Origin of the sequence: Desulfobacter curvatus DSM 3379 (assembly GCF_000373985.1) — a bacterium.
Lineage (GTDB): Bacteria > Desulfobacterota > Desulfobacteria > Desulfobacterales > Desulfobacteraceae > Desulfobacter > Desulfobacter curvatus.
This window is the reverse complement of the sequence record NZ_KB893063.1, coordinates 1-17,387: the sequence shown is the minus strand read 5'-3', so window position 1 is coordinate 17,387 and position 17,387 is coordinate 1. Positions and strand designations below refer to the sequence as shown.

Sequence of the window (17,387 nt, the reverse complement as noted above, 5' to 3'; positions counted from 1 at the left end):
TCTATGTAACCAGCACAGATCTTTCAACTTTCGTTCTGGGCTGAACCACGGTGAAAAAACAGGTCAGCCCATGGCTGTTATGGAAATTATCCCCCTTTATCAGCGAGTAGTTCACATGTTAACAAAACCTCAAACATTTATCCTTTTGATATTATTTGCTTTTCTCTTTTCTCCCGGAGATCTTCATAGTTTTCAGTCGCCTGAAGAAGTCATTATGTCTCCTTCCCATATCCCGCTAACCAAAGATGAGGAGGCATGGCTTAAAAAACATCCGGCCATCAGGGCCAGCAACGAGACGGATTACCCTCCTTTTGATTTTGCAGTAGGCGATAAGCCGGCCGGGTACACAATTGATCTACTAAATATATTAGCTGAAAAGATCGGACTACATATTGAGTATGTTAATGGCTACACCTGGAAGCAACTGGAAAACAAATTCAAAAAAAATGAACTTGACCTGTTGCATACGCTGGCCAAAACCCCGGAGAGAGAAAAATTCGGTCTTTATTCGGAACCCTATATGCGGCTGAAAAGTAATTTTGCCATACGAATTAATTCTCCGGATATCCATGATATCAAGCAGCTGTATGGTAAAACAGTGGCCGTTGGAAAAGGATGGCACACCGAAGAATATCTTTCAAAACACCATCCTGAAGTGCGTTTACTGGCTGTCAATGGGATGAGGGAGATGCTCGATGCTGTCTCACGGGGAGCCGCAGATGCCACGGTGGCGTCCGGACTTGTCATACGTTACCATCTGAAAAAGATGGGCCTGAACGATCTCAAAATTTCCGGCTGGTTCAAGGAGCTGGACAGGGGTAAAAGCGGCAAATACCACTTCATGGCGCATCACAATGCCCCGGAGCTGATCTCGATGCTCAATAAAGCGTTCGCGAATCTGACACCCGGAGATATTGAACCTTTGGAAAACAAGTGGTTCGGTTCATTCAAAGAGACAGCCGCCAACGACAAACACATCAAGGTAAACTTGACAAAGGAAGAAAGTGAGTACCTTAACAAAAAAGGCATAATAAAGTTTTGTACTACCCCAAATTATCGGCCTTATGAGTGGATCAGTGATCAAGGGAAGCATGATGGAATAAGCGCTGACTTTTTAGAGCTCTTTGAAAAAAGGCTGAATACAAAATTCCAGCTGGTTCCCACACAAGAGTGGGGAGAGTCATTGAAAAATATACGGGAAAAAAAATGTGACATTCTGCCGATTTCCATGGATGTCGCCAGCAGGCATGACGCCATGAATTTTACCAAACCTTATATCATCCTGCCTATTGTTGTCGTGACAAGGATAGAAGGTCAGTTTGTCAACGATGCCGAAGAATTGGGAAACAGACCCATAGGAATCATCAAAGATTCGGCATATACAGAACCTTTGAAAACGAAAAACCCCTATTTTAACGCTGTGGACGTCAAGAATGCTGAAGACGGTCTTTTAAAAGTACAAAAAAAAGAGATTTACGGCTATATCGACTCCATGCCGGCAGTGGGCTATATCATGCAAAAAAATGCAATGACGGCCCTCAAAATTGCCGGAAGGCTGAATTTCGACCTGGAACTGTGTATCGCATCAAGAAAAGACGAACCTCTTTTAGGACAGATCCTGCAAAAAGCCTCAGACAGCCTCGGTGAAAATGAAAAAACAGAGATTGTGGGAAAGTGGATTTCAGTCAAATATGAAAACAAACTCTCGTTGCGCGACGTCATACGGTGGATTGCTCTATTTGGGTTGCCGGCTGTCTTGATTATCGCCTTCATGACTTATTCGAATCGGCGCCTCAAATCGATGCAGGTAAAGCTGGAAAAATCCAAAAAAGCCGCTGAAGCCGCCAACCAGGCCAAGAGCCGTTTCTTGACAACCATGAGCCATGAGATCCGTACGCCTTTAAACGCCATCGTCGGCATGACCCACTTGATGAGTCAGCATGCGCTCAATTCAGAACGATTGAACGATCTCTCCGTCATTCAGACGGCCAGTGGGCAGCTGCTGGACCTGGTCAACGACATTCTGGATTTCTCCAAAATTGAGGCCGGGGAATTGTCAATAGATCCCCGTGATTTCTTTCTGCCCGGATTGCTGCAGGACATCAGGCAGCTCTTTACCGTGAATGCCGAAACCAAAGGTTTGAATTTCGAGGTGGCCGAGCCTTCGGCCGACATTCCCAAAGGGGTGTACGGTGACGACCATCGACTGAAACAGATGCTGGTCAATCTTATTGGTAACGCGATTAAGTTTACCGATGCCGGGGGGATCAGCCTGACGGTCACTTCAGTTTCAAGGGACATTCCAGATAGCCAGATACTTCTTCGCTTTACGGTCAAAGACAGTGGCAAGGGCATCGCACCGGAGGCACAATCAAGGCTCTTTAAGCCCTTCAGCCAAGAAGATGCCAGTACCACCAGAAACTACGGTGGTACCGGGCTGGGGCTCTCCATTGTCCATCGACTGGCGGAAATGATGGATGGGCATGTCGGCGTGGAAAGTGAACCAGGTCGGGGATCCACCTTCTGGTTGGATCTGCCGTTTACGGTTTCGGGAAAGATCTCAGAAAATCAAAGCGGATACCACACCGATAAATTACAGCATGTCACGAATGACATGACGATTCAGGAGAGGCAAGACCAAAGGTTGGCAGGTGTTCGACTGCTTTTGGTCGACGACAGCCGCATTAACCTGATAATCACAAGGCGAATTCTGGAAGCAGAGGGTATTGTTGTTACCGACTGTCAAAGCGGCCGGGAAGCCATCGAGGTTCTGGAAGCAAATCCGGACGATTACGATCTGGTGTTGATGGATCTTCAGATGCCTGTCATGGATGGTGTGGAAGCCACCCGGGCCATATATCAGCAACTGGGGCTTACGCTTCCTGTTATTGCGTTCACCGCTGGGGCCACGGCAGAAGAAAAGAAACGAGCCACGGATGCCGGAATGGATGACTTTTTACCCAAACCGCTGGATCCGGAACAATTGATATATGTGCTGCGACGAAATATGAAAGAAAACCGAAATTGTCCTCTGCAGTCTACACCACAAGCAGATACGCGAAAGGGATCTGTTCCGGACGAATCATTGTCCCCCTCTGCCGACTTGCCCAAGATTGCCGGTATTGATCCCCAGGAGGTTTTAAGAATTTTGGGCGGTAACGCAAGTCTTTTTCAAAAGCTGCTGAATCTGTTCATGGATGAAAATGAGGGCGTCCTTGAACAAGTGCAGGCGTCCTTGAATGCCGGAGATACGGATACCGCAGCCAAACAGGTTCATAAAATCCGTGGGCAGGCCGCCTACATTGGAGCGATGCCATTGAGAAAGGCGGCCAATGAGCTTGAGGAGATCCTGAAATCGGACAACCCTGATTGGGATACCTCTTTTCAGATATTTTCACGACGCCATCGGGAACTGTGCGAGGCCATAGAAGCCTCGCAGACGACACCCATTGAGTCAGCCACCTAATCAGCACTGCCCTGGGCTTTGCGAAGAAGTGCTGCGTTTTTTTCCTTTACGTCCGGATAGGCGGCAGCCAGGCTATTGGATTTTTTGGCCAAGGAAACCGCCTGGACAACATTTCCCTGGTCAAACTGGGCCCTTGCCATCAGGTGCCATACCAGCGGGTCCTGACCGTCAATGTACAATGCCTGCTCCAGGGTGGAAAAGGCCAGTTGAGGCTGCCTGTTTTTAAGTTGATTTTCAGCATTCCGGATCATCCGGGCCAACGCCTTGGGCCGGGGACGCTGAACAGGACGGACCGCAGACAGAAGCGGGTTTTGGCCCGCATCCTGACCCGAAACGGCCGAATCATCGGGCATATTGCGTTGATCCGTTGAAGGCCCGCCGATTTCAGGCACGGATGCAGGCGGCAGATGGGACTGTGGCATTGAAACAGGTCTTTTTTGTGCACAGGCGGATACAACGACAAGGGACATGACAATGAGATAAAAACAAAATTTTTTCATTTGAATACATCCTTGAGCCAGTCAATGAGATATCGCGGCTTTTTTTTCTGCACCGGTTGTTTGTCGGGCCCAAGGGGTGCCGTGGATGGAGGAGCGACGTCAGTACCGGGGTCGAAAACAGGATCGGAAACAACAGGGGCAGACCCGCGGATAAAAGGCACGGCAAGGGCACCTGGGACATTATTATTCGTAGCAAGCCCGGTCTGGGGATTGATAACCGCCCACTCAATATTTTCTGGAGGGGTCAGGGTCAGGGGTGTGTTGGGGACCTGTGTCATAATCCGGCCAAAGACCTGCATGGCACCGGAGGCACCGGTCAGCCCTGTGGACTTGTTGTCATCCCTGCCCACCCAGACCACGGCCAGGCGATTCCCGGAAAAGCCGGCAAACCAGGTATCCCGCAGATCATTAGTGGTACCGGTCTTTCCTGCAATGCCCAGATCCGGAGAAAGCCACCTGGACAAAGATCGCCCCGTACCTTCGCGGACCACAGCCTGGAGTGTTTTGTCCACCAAAAATACGGCACCCGGATCCAGGTGCTGTTCAATACGCAAAGGATAACGCTGAAGCGTTTCTCCGTCCGGGGTATAAACGGCGTTTATGACCCGGGCCGGGGTATAAAATCCCCCCGAGGCCAGGGTGTGGTAGACCTGGGCAACCTGAACCGGTGTCATCTCAAAACTGCCCAAAAGCATTGCAGGCACAAGCGGGGCATTGGGTTTGAATCCCAACTGCCCCATGGTTGCAAAAACCGTTTCCAAACCCAGATCCATGCCCAGCCTGACCGTGGGTGTATTGTAGGAGTGGACCAAAGCCTGGTATAAGGGCAGCTCCCCATGGAATTTCCTATCATAATTCATGGGCTTCCAAAGACGGCCGCCACTTTTCAACGAAATAGGCTCATCATGGATCCGGGTCACCAGAGTATAGTTTTCAGGCCGTTCCAATGCCGAAAGATATACCGCAGGCTTCACCAAAGAGCCAATCAGACGCTTTGCATCCAGGGCACGGTTAAACCCTTCGTATTTAGGTTCCTTTCCCCCCACCAGGGCCTGGATCTCATTGGTGGCACAGGCCGTGACCACCACACCTGCCTGAAGTTTTGAGCTCCTGCCGGCCATGAAATCGGCCACGCCCTTTTCCGCAGCCAATTGCACCAGCGGATCAAACGGGGTAAAAATACGCAACCCCATGGTTTTTAAATCTTCTTCACGGTACTCTTTGAGCAGTCTGCGCTTAACCAGATCCAGATAAAAGGGAAACCGCCATTGCCGGGGTACCGGAATAACGCCAAGGGGACTGCCAAGTAATTTTGTCAGCTGGGAGGATGAAATCAGTTTCTGGTCAGCCATGAGGCCAAGTACGGTATTTCGCCGGGCTGTGGCCCGCTCGGTATGAATCCTTGGATTGTAAACGGACGGTCCTTTGAGCATGCCCACCAACAGTGCCGTTTCCCCTGGGGAGAGCAGCTCCAAAGACTTGCCGAAATAAAACTGAGCAGCCAAACCAAACCCGTGAATGGCCCTGGCACCGTCCTGTCCCAGGTAAACTTCGTTAATATAAGCTTCAAGAATTTCCTCTTTGGTAAACTGACGCTCAATGGCTGCCGCGACAAACGCTTCGCTGAGCTTGCGTTTCAGTGTTTTTTCAGGGGAAAGGAAAAAATTTTTTGCCAGTTGCTGGGTCAGGGTGCTGGCGCCCTGGGTAAAACGGCCCTCCCGGATATTCACCACAATGGCCCGGAAAATGGACTTAAAATCAATACCGTAATGGGAATAAAAATTTTTATCCTCCACGGCAACAATGGTTTTTTTAAGCAACGCCGGAATACCCTCGGTATTCACGAGAACACGGTCTTCCATGGAGGATGGGTAGAACTGCCCGATGAGCACCGGGTCCAACTGTTCCATGTCTGCGGTGCGGTCTGAAGATTTTAGATCGGTTACCCGGCCGCGGGATATAATGAGCTCTATGCGCCGCACGGGGCGGCTCTGGGTTCCAAAATTAAAGGGCCTGCAATTGAGGACAAACCGGCCTTGGTAACTGGCGTAAGTGCCCGGCACTGTCAGCTGCGCCTGGGTTGAAACCCGTCTATATCCCATCAGATCCAACTCCTGCCCAAGGGATTTAACGGACAGCGGTAACCCAGGATAAAGGGTCATGGGCCTGGCATATACCTTAGCCGGTATATCCCATAACCGGTCTTTGAACCGCTGGGCCACCTGATGATTGATCAAATAAGCATAACCAAAGACAACCAAGCATGCACACAACAGTAAAAAGATGATCAACCGCCTCAACAATTTCATTTAACTCACCTTCAATAATTGTGATCCGGGATGTCCAGATTAAACAACTGCCGGGCGATATTCAAATACAAAGAATCGTCCCGGTGATCACCGGTGTTACGCAGAAATAAAATGGGATCATGGATGGCACGGGATGCAATGGCCCTTGTCATCCTTCGGATGGATTCGGCATCACCCGTTGACAAATGGGACAGCCCGGCCAGGGTTTTCTCACATTCCAAATTCACAATGTCAGTCATTTTTCGGTTAATGGCCTTAATGGTAGGCACCACGGCCAGTTCATCCAACCATCGGCGGAAAGCCAGCAAAGCCTCCTCCACAAACCGTTGTGCCATTATGGTTTCCTGTTCCCGCTGACTGATATTTGTTTCAACAATATTTCTCAAATCGTCAATATCATACACATAGGCATTGGAAATTTTATTGATCCGGGGATCAATATCCCTGGGCACGGCAATATCAATGAAAAACAGGGTTTTATTCTGTCGTTTTTTCATGATGCCCTTGACCTGGTCACGGGTTAACACATAATCCGTGGCCCCGGTGGAGCTGATAATAATATCCACATCTGCCAGTGCGGATACCCGTTCCTCATACTGAACCGCCTGACCGTTAAACTTACGGGCCAGTTCCAGAGCGTTTTTAAATGTACGGTTGGTCACCACAATCTTTTCCACATGGTGGGCCATAAGGTGTTCAACAGCCAGTTCCGCCATCTCCCCGGCCCCGATGAGCATGACGCTCTTGGTGGCAAGATCGGCAAAAATTTTATGAGCAAGTTCAATGGCGGCATAGGAAATGGACACGGCATTATCACCAATGCCGGTTTGTTTTCTCACCCGCTTTGCCACGGAAAAGGATTTGTGCATCAGACGATTGAGCAATACCCCTGTTGTACCGGCACTTACGGCGGTTTTATAGGCCTTTTTCACCTGTCCCAGGATCTGGGGTTCTCCCACCACCATGGAATCAAGACTTGCAGCCACGCAGAACAGATGGCGGACAGCGTCGTCATCGGTGTGGATGTACAGGGATGATTTGAATTCTGAAACAGGTAACTGCTTGAGTTCAGAAATAAATGCCAGAACGGCATCAACTTTGTCGTTATTTTCCCCATCGCTGTTTTTCGGGATATATAAAAATTCCAGACGATTGCAGGTGGAAAAAACCAGGCCTTCCTTGATACCTGACTCTTGTTTTACAAATTCCAGGGCCGTTTCAACCTGTTCCTGGGAAAAAGACAACTTTTCCCTGAGCTCCACAGGCGCGGTTTTATGGCTGGCACCAATCAGAATTATCTTTGACATAATGGATTAATCTGCGTCCTGTTCTTATTGGGTAAACCCCTGGTGATGCCCGCCAAGGAAGAAATTCACCCCCAGGAAGGTAAAAATTAATATGATAAAAGCAATCACGGACATGACCGCGGAGTTGCGCCCCCGCCACCCCGAATAGAGCCGCAGGTGCAAAAGGGCCGCATACACCAGCCAGGCACCCAGGGAAAACACCTCTTTTACATCCCATCGCCAAAAACTGCCCCACACGGATCTGGCATAAATAAAGCCGGTGACAAGCCCAAATGTGAGTAAAGCAAATCCTGTGGTAATACAGGTATAGGAAACTGCATCCAGAAAATCCAAAGAGGGCAACCGTTTAAAAAAGAACCCCGGACTTTTTCCTTTGATTCCCTGCTCTTGGAGCAGATAAAGGATACCAGCACCGCAGGCCAGGGCAAGCATGGATTCCCCTGTAAAAATAAGAATAATATGCCCGAAAAAGAAAATGCCCTTGTATATCTTGTCCGGGGTCTTGGCCGCCTCGGGCAGAAAGATGGACGCAAGCATCAGGACACTGATCATGGCCGTGGCATACACCCCAAGGATTTTTAAACGGAACCGGTACTGGGTATAAATGAACATGGCGGCGAGGGAGAGACCTGCCATGGACAGGCTCTGGCCAAGGGTGTAGATGGGCAGCCCGCCAAGTGCCGCGCTTTGCAGCACAATGGCAAACAGATGCACCACGGCCCCGATGCCCACGGCGCCCAGGGCGGTCTGCTGAATTCGATTCTTCTGGTGAAACAGATAACAAAAATACCCGGCTGTGCTTATCAGGTAAAAAAACGTTGCACACTGCAAAAGGATAAAAGGAATATTCATAAACATCACAACTCCCTGGTACCGAAATCGGGCATAAGCCTTGCCAGACTGAATCCGTCATCCAAGACCTTGGCAAGCACGGCATCAATCTGCCGGGTTTGTCCCGCGGCAATTTTTTCAGGCAAGTCGGCATCAAGCAAGGCACGAAAAATTTTCCGGTGCCCCTTGGGATCATGTTCCCGTTCCAGCAAAAGGGCTCTGATGCGGCCTAAAAGGGCTGCAAGGATGCCGTATTCAGGACCGAAATGTGCCTCAAGCACCATGCGCAGGTGTCTTGAAAGGGCCGGACTTGCCCCGCAGGTAGATACGGCAAATAACAGATCGCCTCTGTCCACCACCGCCGGCAGAATAAAATCCCCTTTGTCCCGGCCGTCAGCAATATTGCACAATATATTTTTCTTTTGTGCCGCCTGCCGTATCGCGGCATTTAACTGCATATTATCTGTAGCGGCAAAAGCCAGGCTCATACCGTCCAGATCCGAATCTTCAAACTCTTTTTCTTTTAAAGTGATGGCAGAAAACGATGGATTTAACAATTCATCTGAAAACCCAAGGCTGACCACGGTAACCCGGGCACCTGCCCGGGCAAGGCCAAATGCCTTTCTTGTTCCCACAGCCCCACCGCCGGCCACAAGACAGTCTCTGTCTTTAACATCTAAAAAAATCGGATAGTAATCCATCACCTCATCCCTTATTCGCCCTTGTTTGAGCAGGGGGTTTAATATATATTGCCTGTTAGTTTTTTTCAATCTTTATAACAGCCATGGGCTGACCTGGTCTATCGACGCCCAGACTCAACCCACAACAAACAATGAAACTAATGACTCCAGCAATTCAGGGCTAAAATGGGCGCCGCAGGCGCTTCGCTCTCTTGTTTCTTGTATCTTGTCTCTAGTTTCATATAAAAAGGTCATGCCGTGATTATCGATTCCCACACCCATCTTTTTTTCCAGGCCGTTGCAGATAACAGGACCCCGTTCTTTGACGGCGAACCTGAATTCACGCTTTTATATGATTCCCCAAAATCAAAAATTACAACGGTGCCTCAACTGATAGAAACCATGGACCAACATGAGGTGGATGTCTCCATTGTTTTCGGATTTCCATGGCGTAACCCTGAATACACAAAAAGAAACAATGATGCGATAATTGAGGCCGTCACGGCCCACCCGAAACGGTTGCGGGGTCTGGCCTGTTTTGATCTGTCCTGGGAAGGTGCGGCACAAGAGGCTGAACGTTGTATTGATGCAGGGCTTTCCGGGGTGGGAGAACTGGCCTTTTACCTGTCCGGCATTGATGATCAGGCCATCCGCTTCCTGGAACCTGTGATGGACGTTCTCAGGCGCAAGGGCAATTTACCGTGTATGATCCATACCAATGAGCCTGTGGGTCATTACTATCCGGGAAAAACTTCTGTTACCCTTGGGCAGATTGACAATCTGGCCAGGACCTTTCCAGACAACAAAATCATTCTTGCCCACTGGGGCGGCGGCATCTTCTTTTACCACATCATGAAAAAAGAGATGAAAGAACGGCTTAAAAACATCTGGTATGATACGGCTGCGTCCGTATTTCTTTATGACCCGGAAATCTATGATATGGCCCTCAAGGCCGGGGTACTGGAAAAAGTTCTGTTCGGCACGGATTATCCCCTACTTACCCCTGACAGGTATTACAGGGACATTGACCAATCTCAGCTGACTTTAGATCAGAAACGGATGGTGCTCGGAGAAAATACCCGGGCCCTGTACCCGGACTTATAATAAAAACACCGCTTCAAACCGTTTTCAGGTTGAGATACAATAATCTTTCATTGCTTAATTCACCATGAAGTACATGAAGAATGGACATTTTCATGTACTTGTATGGTTAAAAGTCAAGCCCAGTAAAATTTATAATTTAAAACTCAACTTGTTGAAAATTGATAATCTATGGGATGATGTATGCGAAAACCTAAAATTAAATTATCATTTCAATGGAAAATTCGAATTGTATTTTGTCTGGTGTCTGTTGGCCTAACCAGTCTTGGTGTTTATTATTTTTATGTGGCAAGTCATCAAACAATTTTAGGGTTGTTGCAGAAAAATCTTCGAGATGTTGGCAGTGTCGGTGCAATGCTGTTCGATCACGACAGTAGAAATGCCATCAAACGGTTAAAAACAAAGGCTTTTGAAGAAGTTGAATTTGACCGGCAGGTAATTGATGCACTTCCGGTAGGTGGAACTGCCAGAAGTATCCCTCCGGAAAAAGTAAAAATTATTCAATCGTCAGAAGACTTTCAAACGATTCTGCATCGTCTTAAAATGATAAATTATGCCAGCTATAAAGATGCAGTACCTCTGTTGGAGGATTATGAGGAAACCAGCCATGAGGGGTTTACACTGGGCATGATGGGAACATATCTTATGATTGGAGTGGATACTTTGCCCCCCAATATGGGGATGTATCTTGCCTCTTCAGACGCTGAAGCAACGGACGATGGTTGGCCGGGGCTACCCATTGGTACTTTGTTCCGATCTTTTGTTCCATTTTCAAAATTCGACCATAAAATATATATTCATAATGAATTGATAACAGATGATTTCTACAAATCCTTATCAGGAAGTATTCCCATCTTAGACGAGAATAACGATACAATTGCCATCCTTGGTGTAGATTATTCTGTTGGGCCTGAGCTGAACAAACTCATCAAGTTGAAATGGATTTGTGTTGTCTTAATTGTATGCAGTTTTATCCTTTCCTTTTTACTCTCTTTTATCATATCAAAATTCCTTAATAGATCCCTTAACTTATTGATAGAAGGGACGAAGAATATCGGGCAGGGAGATTTTCAAACCCGGATCTCAGTCCCTTCTAATGATGAGTTCAGTATCCTGGCTCAAGAGATCAATAATATGACCCAAAACCTTAAAAAAATAACCGTATCCAGGGATAAACTTGAAATTGAAATAACTCAAAGGAAACAGCTGCAAAAAGAAAGACAAAAAGTGATTAAGGATCTTGAAATTGCCTTGGACGAAATTAAAACCTTAAAAGGGATTGTCCCAATTTGTTCCAAGTGTAAAAAAATTCGTGATGATAAAGGGTATTGGAATAAACTCGAATCATATATTGAGAAACACTCTGAAGCTTCTTTTAGTCATGGCCTGTGCCCAGAGTGCATGGATGAGCTTTATAGCGAAGAAAAATGGTATATTAAAATGAAAAAAAAGAAGGATGTGCACTCTTCTGTCAGTCAAGACCATGGAAATTTTTGTTGCAAAAGGCCAAGTTGAATTCTGTAAGAGTAACTGAAAAATGATATTAAACTGCAGGATAGTTACATGCGATTACCCTCTACCCTGAAACCGTTTCCTTTTCTGTGGCCCCGGGAATGGTAATGGTGAAACACGTTCCCTTTCCCCGCCGGCTATCCACCTCAATGCGGCCGTTGTGGTACCGGACAATATGTTTGACAATGGCCAACCCCAGACCCGTGCCGCCCTGGTCCCGGCTCCGGCCCTTATCCACCCGGTAAAACCGGTTGAATATTTTTGGCAGGTGCGCCGCATCAATACCCTGGCCCGTATCTTTAATCCGGATTTCAATATTGCCATCTTTCATTTCTGCATTGATGGTAATGCATGTCCCATCACCACTGTACTTTATGGCATTATCCACCAGATTAAACACCGCCTGCTCCATGAGCGTGGGGTCTACCATACCGGTAATGGTATCCGGGCAGTGGACTTCCATGGTTATCCCCCGGGATTGGGCCCTGTCCGTGCAAAACCGAACGACCTTTTGGATCAGACCGGCCAGGGGATGGGGCTCAAACTGGATATCGGTTCCTTTAAGACGCTCCAATCTTGAAAGGGCCAAAAGGTCATCAATCAAGCTGACCATGCGGTTAACGTTTTTTTCAATGATGTCCAGAAACCGCCTGTACTGGGCGGAAGACTCGTGGTCCGGCGCATCTGAATCCTCCGCGGTCATCTGTAACAAAGTCTCAATAAATCCTTTAATTGTGGTTAAAGGTGTTTTTAATTCATGGGAAACATTTGCCGCAAAATCCTTGTGCATGGTTTCGAGCAAACGCATCCGGGTGATGTCACGAAAAATGATCAGGGTGCCCATGCGCTCGTCCTGGGCGTCATATAAGGCTGTGGAATGGATATTAAGCACTATGCGATCATCTGCGTCAATGACAATATCATCTTCCACAGGGTCTTTGGTGGCAAGGGCTTTTTTAATGAATACCTGCAGATCATAATTCCTGGCGACCTCCAGCACATGCTTTGTTTTCAACGTTTCCGGCGGGAAGTCAAATATTTTGGCAGCAGCCTTATTGACGGTAATGATCTGCTCCTGGCCGTTAATGGCAATAACACCTTCCTCCATACTGGTGTGGACTGCTTCAAGCTCCCGACTGCGGTTTCTGACATCCATGATCTTTTTATTAAGTTCCGAGGCCATAAAATTCATAGCCTCGGCCAACTGGAACAGCTCTATGGTATCCGGATAGGACAGCCGGTTGGTCAGGTTGCCCTTGGAAAACGCCTGGGCCCCTTGACGCATTTTTTCCACGGGCCTGGTAATGCGCCTTGAAACATAGAGGCTTGCCAGGGCCGCAGCCATGGTGGTCAAAACCAGTACCAGGGCAATTGAATTGCGCATGGCCTCAACCTTGGCGTCGATATGCGAAATGGAGATGGCCGTCCGGACCACAACGGGATCGAACCGGCTTTGATCAATGGGAAGGGCAATATACATCATCTTTTTATCAAGGGTGGGGCTATAGCGGACTGCCATACCCTTCTTACCGGAAAATGCCGTCTTAATTTCAGGCCGTTCCCGGTGGTTTTCCATGGTCTCCACCCTGGCAAAGGAGTCCCCAATTACCTCCCCTGAATGCAGAATGACCGTAATTCGGGTCTGAATTTTTTCTCCCATATTTTTGCACAAGGCATCAACCTGCTGTGGAGAAAAGCCATCCACAGACAGGGCATGGGCAAGCTGGTCCTGCATCAAAGAGGCCCTGACCATCAGTTCTTGCTCGGCGGTTTCAAGAAAAAAACTTTTGAAATAGCTGGTGGAATACCAAGCTTCCACAGTCAATGATAAAAGAGTAATAAATAAAAATGATGGAAAAATCCGCCAAATCAGCTTTGTTTTTTTACGATACATGGGGATGTGTTGCCCAATTTTTGGTTTATGTGATTATAAGGGCAGGGAATGGGTGCGTACCTATTCCTTAAAACGATACCCCACGCCCCTAACAGTTTCAATACAGGATGAATAAGTACCCAGCTTTTTACGCAACCCGACGATAATAACATCAATGCTGCGCTCGGTCACGGCATAATTTTCACCGTGAATGGCATCCACGATCTGCCCCCGGGTAAAGACCCATCCCTTTTTCTCTGCCAGAAAAGAGAGCAATTCAAACTCCGACAACGTCAGTTCGACAATTTTACCTTCAATGGTGACCCGGTGTTTGGCCCGGTCAATGACCATATCTCCTTCCTGACGAACGCGGACCGGTGCGTCGGCGACACTTTTCTGGCGGCGACGCAAAATAGCGCGAATCCGTGCCGTAAGCTCCCTTGGGCTGAAAGGCTTGGATATGTAATCATTGGCCCCGAGTTCCAGGCCGGTGATAATGTCGGATTCCTCGCCCTTTGCAGTGAGCATCACAATGGGAATATCCGTGGTGGCATCGTTATGTTTCAAATACCTGGTGACTTCAAGCCCGTCAATTCCGGGCAGCATCAAATCCAGTACCATGAGATCAGGGCCGGAGTGCTTGGCAATTTTAATGGCCTCCTCACCGGTCATGGCTTGAAGTATATTGTAGCCCTCACCCTTGAGATTAAATTTTATCAGTTCAAGAATGTCTTCCTCATCATCAACAATCAATATGGTCTCTTTGGACATTTTTTATTTCCGTGTTTCGTTATTGTTAAAATTCAAGAATGACGGATAATCTCACCTTCTATCAGGTAAATGACTTCCTCTGCAATATTTTTAGTGTGATCGCCCACCCGCTCAATGTGCCTTGAAATAAGATACATATTGATGATTTCCTCAACTTTTTCCGGATTTTTGAGTATGGCCTCCTTCATGACACTGTAGGCTTCATTGCGCATGGCATTAACTTTCTCGTCCATCTCTCTTACTTTATAGGCAAGATTTCCGTCCAGGCTGACAAGGGCATCCAGACTGAGTTTAAGCATTTTTGCCGCCTGGTCGGCCATGGCGGTGTAGTCATATTGAAAAGAATTCGAATTTCGGCCGCTTGCCTTAAACCGCCGGGCTATATTTGCGGCATAGTCGGCAATACGCTCAAGATCAGTGTTGATCTTGATCACGGCCGTAATCAGTCTAAGGTCCGTTGCCACAGGGTGATACAGGGCAAGGGTTTTCAGGCACTCCTCTTCGACCTCAACCTCCTGGGCATCCACCAGGTAATCGGTCTCGATGATCTGGATGGCCTGCTCAAGATCATCTGTCTTGACGGCGTATATGGTTTTTTTAAACCGGTCTTCCACCATGGCGCCAAGGGATAGAATCTCCTTTTTGATCTTGTGCATGGCACGGGTAAGCTGATTGCTCATAAAAGTCCTTCACTGCTTTAAAAAAAGAATAACTAATGTTAGTTTTTTACCCTGAAATCATTAGGAATTGGTTAGGATTGTATTAACGAGGAATTAATTTTATCACAAGATCTGTTTTTCAAGATAGAGGATATTACCTTTTTCATTATAATGGAAAAGGTCAAAATAGGTTCGCATGATACTCATGCCCCTGCCGTGATCAGCTTCATCAGGTGCCACCCGATCCTGCACGCGCATCCAATCGAAACCCGGTCCCTGGTCGGAAATCTTTATACGAAGCCACGAATCCCGGCTTATGTCCAGTTCCATGGAAACAAACTTGCGCAAATCGTATTTATTCCCATGGCGCACGGCATTTGCCATGGCCTCGCGCATGCCTAAATTCACGGCAAACAAATGGGGGAAAAACTTTGGTCCCTTGGATCGAAGAAAAAGAAGGACCTCGGCACAGGCCGTGTCAATATGTTCCATGGCGGAAGAAAATCGTATGAAGACACGATTTTTCTCCTCTTTGATTTCATAAAAATCCAGGATTTCAGGCATCATCACACCTCAATGCATAAAAAAACAATATCATCCTCGGGTACGGGCTCGCCGTTAAAAAGTCGGGAAATCAATATATTCGGAACATCAGAAAGATCAATCTTGCCCACCCCATCAAGGATGGATAAAAGCCTTTTTATCCCTTCCGGCCATGATATTTTTTTTTCTGTGGATTCCACCAGGCCATCTGAATAGATAAAAAATCGGTCCCCTTGATTCACTGCTATTTTTTTTATGCCGAAGGTCGCATCGGCAAACATGCCCAGGATGTCCCCCTGGCCTTTGATGAAAAAAGGTTCCTTCCCCTTGGGCATGTAAACTACGGGGGGGTGACCTGCATTCACTATAGTCATGACCCTTGTGCCGCGATTCAGGTGCATGTAGCATGCGGTGAGATATTTTTCTTTAGGCATAATTTCCACAAGCACGTCATTGATCATTTTCATGCTCTCCCTGGGCGAATACACCGGGGTGCAGTTCTGGGCCAAAAGCGCCTTGACCGAAGCAGTCGCATACGAGGTTTCAATGTCATGCCCGGAGTAATCCGCCAAAAAATATCCGGTAATCTGATTCGAAATATTTAAAATATCATAAAAATCCCCACCGGCCTCTTCCAGGGGCAGATAAAAAACACTGAATCCGGCATCGGGAAAGTCTTCAGGCCTTGGCAGCATGGCGTTCTGGGCCTGGGTTAACTGGCGCAGCTTTCTGGCCTGATCCTGAACCAGGGAGTTGGTAGCAATGGAAAGTTTTAGGTGAATACGTACCCGGGCCAGGACCTCCTGGGGATGAAAGGGCTTGAGTATATAATCCACAGCCCCAAGTTCAAAACCCTTCAGCTTGATATCCACCTCGGAAACACCCGTTAAAAAAAGCACGGGGATGGTGGCGGTGGCCGCATCATTTTTAAGCTTCTGAATAACCTCAAATCCGTCTTCACCAGGCATTTCAATGTCAAGCAGGATAAGGTTCGGATGTTCTTGCGCCGCTATACGCCTGGCATCAGGCCCATTGTCCGCCACGAGGGCAATATACCCCTCCTTGGTCAGCACCTTTTCAATGAGCTTAAGATTCAACAGATTGTCGTCAACCACAAGGATGGAATATACGTCCGCCATATTACTTTCCCGACAGACTGCCTTCAAGTTTTTCTAAAAGGCGCTGCATTTCCAACAGAAAACCATCCAAACCGTCAAGCCTGCCCGCCCGGGTACGGGCCTCTATAGCCGCAGCAAGTTGAGAAAGTCTTTCAAATCCCAGATTCCCGGAAGCGCCTTTTAAGGAATGTGCCACAAAGCTAATGGATTCCGCATCACTATCCCGGAGACTACGGCGGATCTTTTCCAGATCAGATGCCAGGGTGCTGGCCAAAAGGCGCCCCAGTTTTTCGGCTTCACTTGTATCAACGCTTAGAAACGACTCAATATTGCGAAAATCCATGAAATTACCTGTAATGAAATTGTGTATTAAAAGGTGAGCCATTATAATAACACAAAAGTATAAGAGACATAAGCACTCTTGTAAAGAATTAACTTATGAATGCAGTGCTGACGCATAAATAATAAAAGGTCGGCCGAAGTTGTTCCGCCCACTCCTTTTTGGGAAAATTCCGCCTTTCCTTCTTTCAGAAGGCATCGGAAAGGTAGTTCTTCCTACACAAACCATGGCCTGTACCGAAGATTTTCATTCCGTCCGGGCATAGTTCTCCCCCATTCCAGGCTTGAAACTGTTTCGATTACCTGTCCGTGGTTGCCGTCTCACACTAATCGGAGTTGAAAGGGGGCGGACAGACGCTCTTTCAGCCATGGATAATC

14 protein-coding genes are annotated in these 17,387 nt (G+C 47.6%); 3 read left to right on the top strand and 11 right to left on the bottom strand.

The window, feature by feature from the left end; genetic code table 11:
• Positions 1-214: 214 nt before the first annotated feature.
• The gene (locus tag B147_RS30325) at positions 215-3,466 is read left to right on the top strand and encodes a transporter substrate-binding domain-containing protein (protein ID WP_169400716.1); all 3,252 of its coding nucleotides are present in this window, start codon (positions 215-217) and stop codon (positions 3,464-3,466) included.
• Here B147_RS30325 and B147_RS0114280 read toward each other — a convergent pair.
• The 5 genes from B147_RS0114280 to B147_RS0114260 are packed head-to-tail and all read right to left on the bottom strand — an operon-like array spanning position 3,463 to position 9,114.
• Complete coding sequence (locus B147_RS0114280; RefSeq protein WP_020587876.1) at positions 3,463-3,966, bottom strand: hypothetical protein; 504 nt, start codon at positions 3,964-3,966, stop codon at positions 3,463-3,465. The two genes, B147_RS30325 and B147_RS0114280, sit on opposite strands and share 4 nt — an antisense overlap.
• The gene (gene mrcB, locus B147_RS0114275) at positions 3,963-6,275 is read right to left on the bottom strand and encodes a penicillin-binding protein 1B (protein WP_020587875.1); all 2,313 of its coding nucleotides are present in this window, start codon (positions 6,273-6,275) and stop codon (positions 3,963-3,965) included. The genes B147_RS0114280 and mrcB overlap by 4 nt, the downstream gene beginning before the upstream one ends.
• Before the next feature lie 11 nt (positions 6,276-6,286).
• A complete protein-coding gene (gene hemA / locus B147_RS0114270; RefSeq protein WP_020587874.1) occupies positions 6,287-7,582 on the bottom strand; it encodes a glutamyl-tRNA reductase in 1,296 nt (431 codons plus the stop codon).
• A gap of 24 nt (positions 7,583-7,606) precedes the next feature.
• Positions 7,607-8,434: a cytochrome C assembly family protein gene (locus B147_RS0114265; protein WP_245569019.1), complete on the bottom strand. Its 828-nt coding sequence runs from the start codon at positions 8,432-8,434 to the stop codon at positions 7,607-7,609.
• A 5-nt stretch (positions 8,435-8,439) separates the two neighbouring features.
• Positions 8,440-9,114: a precorrin-2 dehydrogenase/sirohydrochlorin ferrochelatase family protein gene (locus B147_RS0114260; protein ID WP_020587872.1), complete on the bottom strand. Its 675-nt coding sequence runs from the start codon at positions 9,112-9,114 to the stop codon at positions 8,440-8,442.
• Positions 9,115-9,351: 237 nt separating this feature from the next.
• Between B147_RS0114260 and B147_RS0114255 the strand changes: the two genes are divergently transcribed.
• Complete coding sequence (locus B147_RS0114255; RefSeq protein ID WP_020587871.1) at positions 9,352-10,197, top strand: amidohydrolase family protein; 846 nt, start codon at positions 9,352-9,354, stop codon at positions 10,195-10,197.
• 180 nt (positions 10,198-10,377) lie between these two features.
• Positions 10,378-11,709, top strand: a complete 1,332-nt coding sequence (locus tag B147_RS30320) for a HAMP domain-containing protein (protein WP_020587870.1) — start codon at positions 10,378-10,380, stop codon at positions 11,707-11,709.
• Positions 11,710-11,770: 61 nt separating this feature from the next.
• Here the strand turns inward: B147_RS30320 and B147_RS0114245 are convergent, their stop codons facing one another.
• The 6 genes from B147_RS0114245 to B147_RS0114220 form a co-directional block, all read right to left on the bottom strand.
• Complete coding sequence (locus tag B147_RS0114245) at positions 11,771-13,600, bottom strand: sensor histidine kinase (protein WP_020587869.1); 1,830 nt, start codon at positions 13,598-13,600, stop codon at positions 11,771-11,773.
• A 60-nt stretch (positions 13,601-13,660) separates the two neighbouring features.
• Complete coding sequence (locus tag B147_RS0114240; RefSeq protein ID WP_020587868.1) at positions 13,661-14,350, bottom strand: response regulator; 690 nt, start codon at positions 14,348-14,350, stop codon at positions 13,661-13,663.
• A gap of 32 nt (positions 14,351-14,382) precedes the next feature.
• The gene (phoU, locus tag B147_RS0114235; protein ID WP_020587867.1) at positions 14,383-15,030 is read right to left on the bottom strand and encodes a phosphate signaling complex protein PhoU; all 648 of its coding nucleotides are present in this window, start codon (positions 15,028-15,030) and stop codon (positions 14,383-14,385) included.
• 102 nt (positions 15,031-15,132) lie between these two features.
• On the bottom strand, positions 15,133-15,576 hold the full coding sequence (locus B147_RS0114230) for an ATP-binding protein (protein ID WP_020587866.1): 444 nt from the start codon (positions 15,574-15,576) through the stop codon (positions 15,133-15,135).
• Positions 15,576-16,691 (bottom strand): PP2C family protein-serine/threonine phosphatase, encoded by a 1,116-nt coding sequence (locus B147_RS0114225; protein ID WP_020587865.1) that lies wholly within the window; start codon positions 16,689-16,691, stop codon positions 15,576-15,578. The genes B147_RS0114230 and B147_RS0114225 overlap by 1 nt, the downstream gene beginning before the upstream one ends.
• Position 16,692: 1 nt before the next feature.
• The gene (locus tag B147_RS0114220; RefSeq protein WP_020587864.1) at positions 16,693-17,013 is read right to left on the bottom strand and encodes an Hpt domain-containing protein; all 321 of its coding nucleotides are present in this window, start codon (positions 17,011-17,013) and stop codon (positions 16,693-16,695) included.
• Between the last annotated feature and the right edge of the window lie 374 nt (positions 17,014-17,387).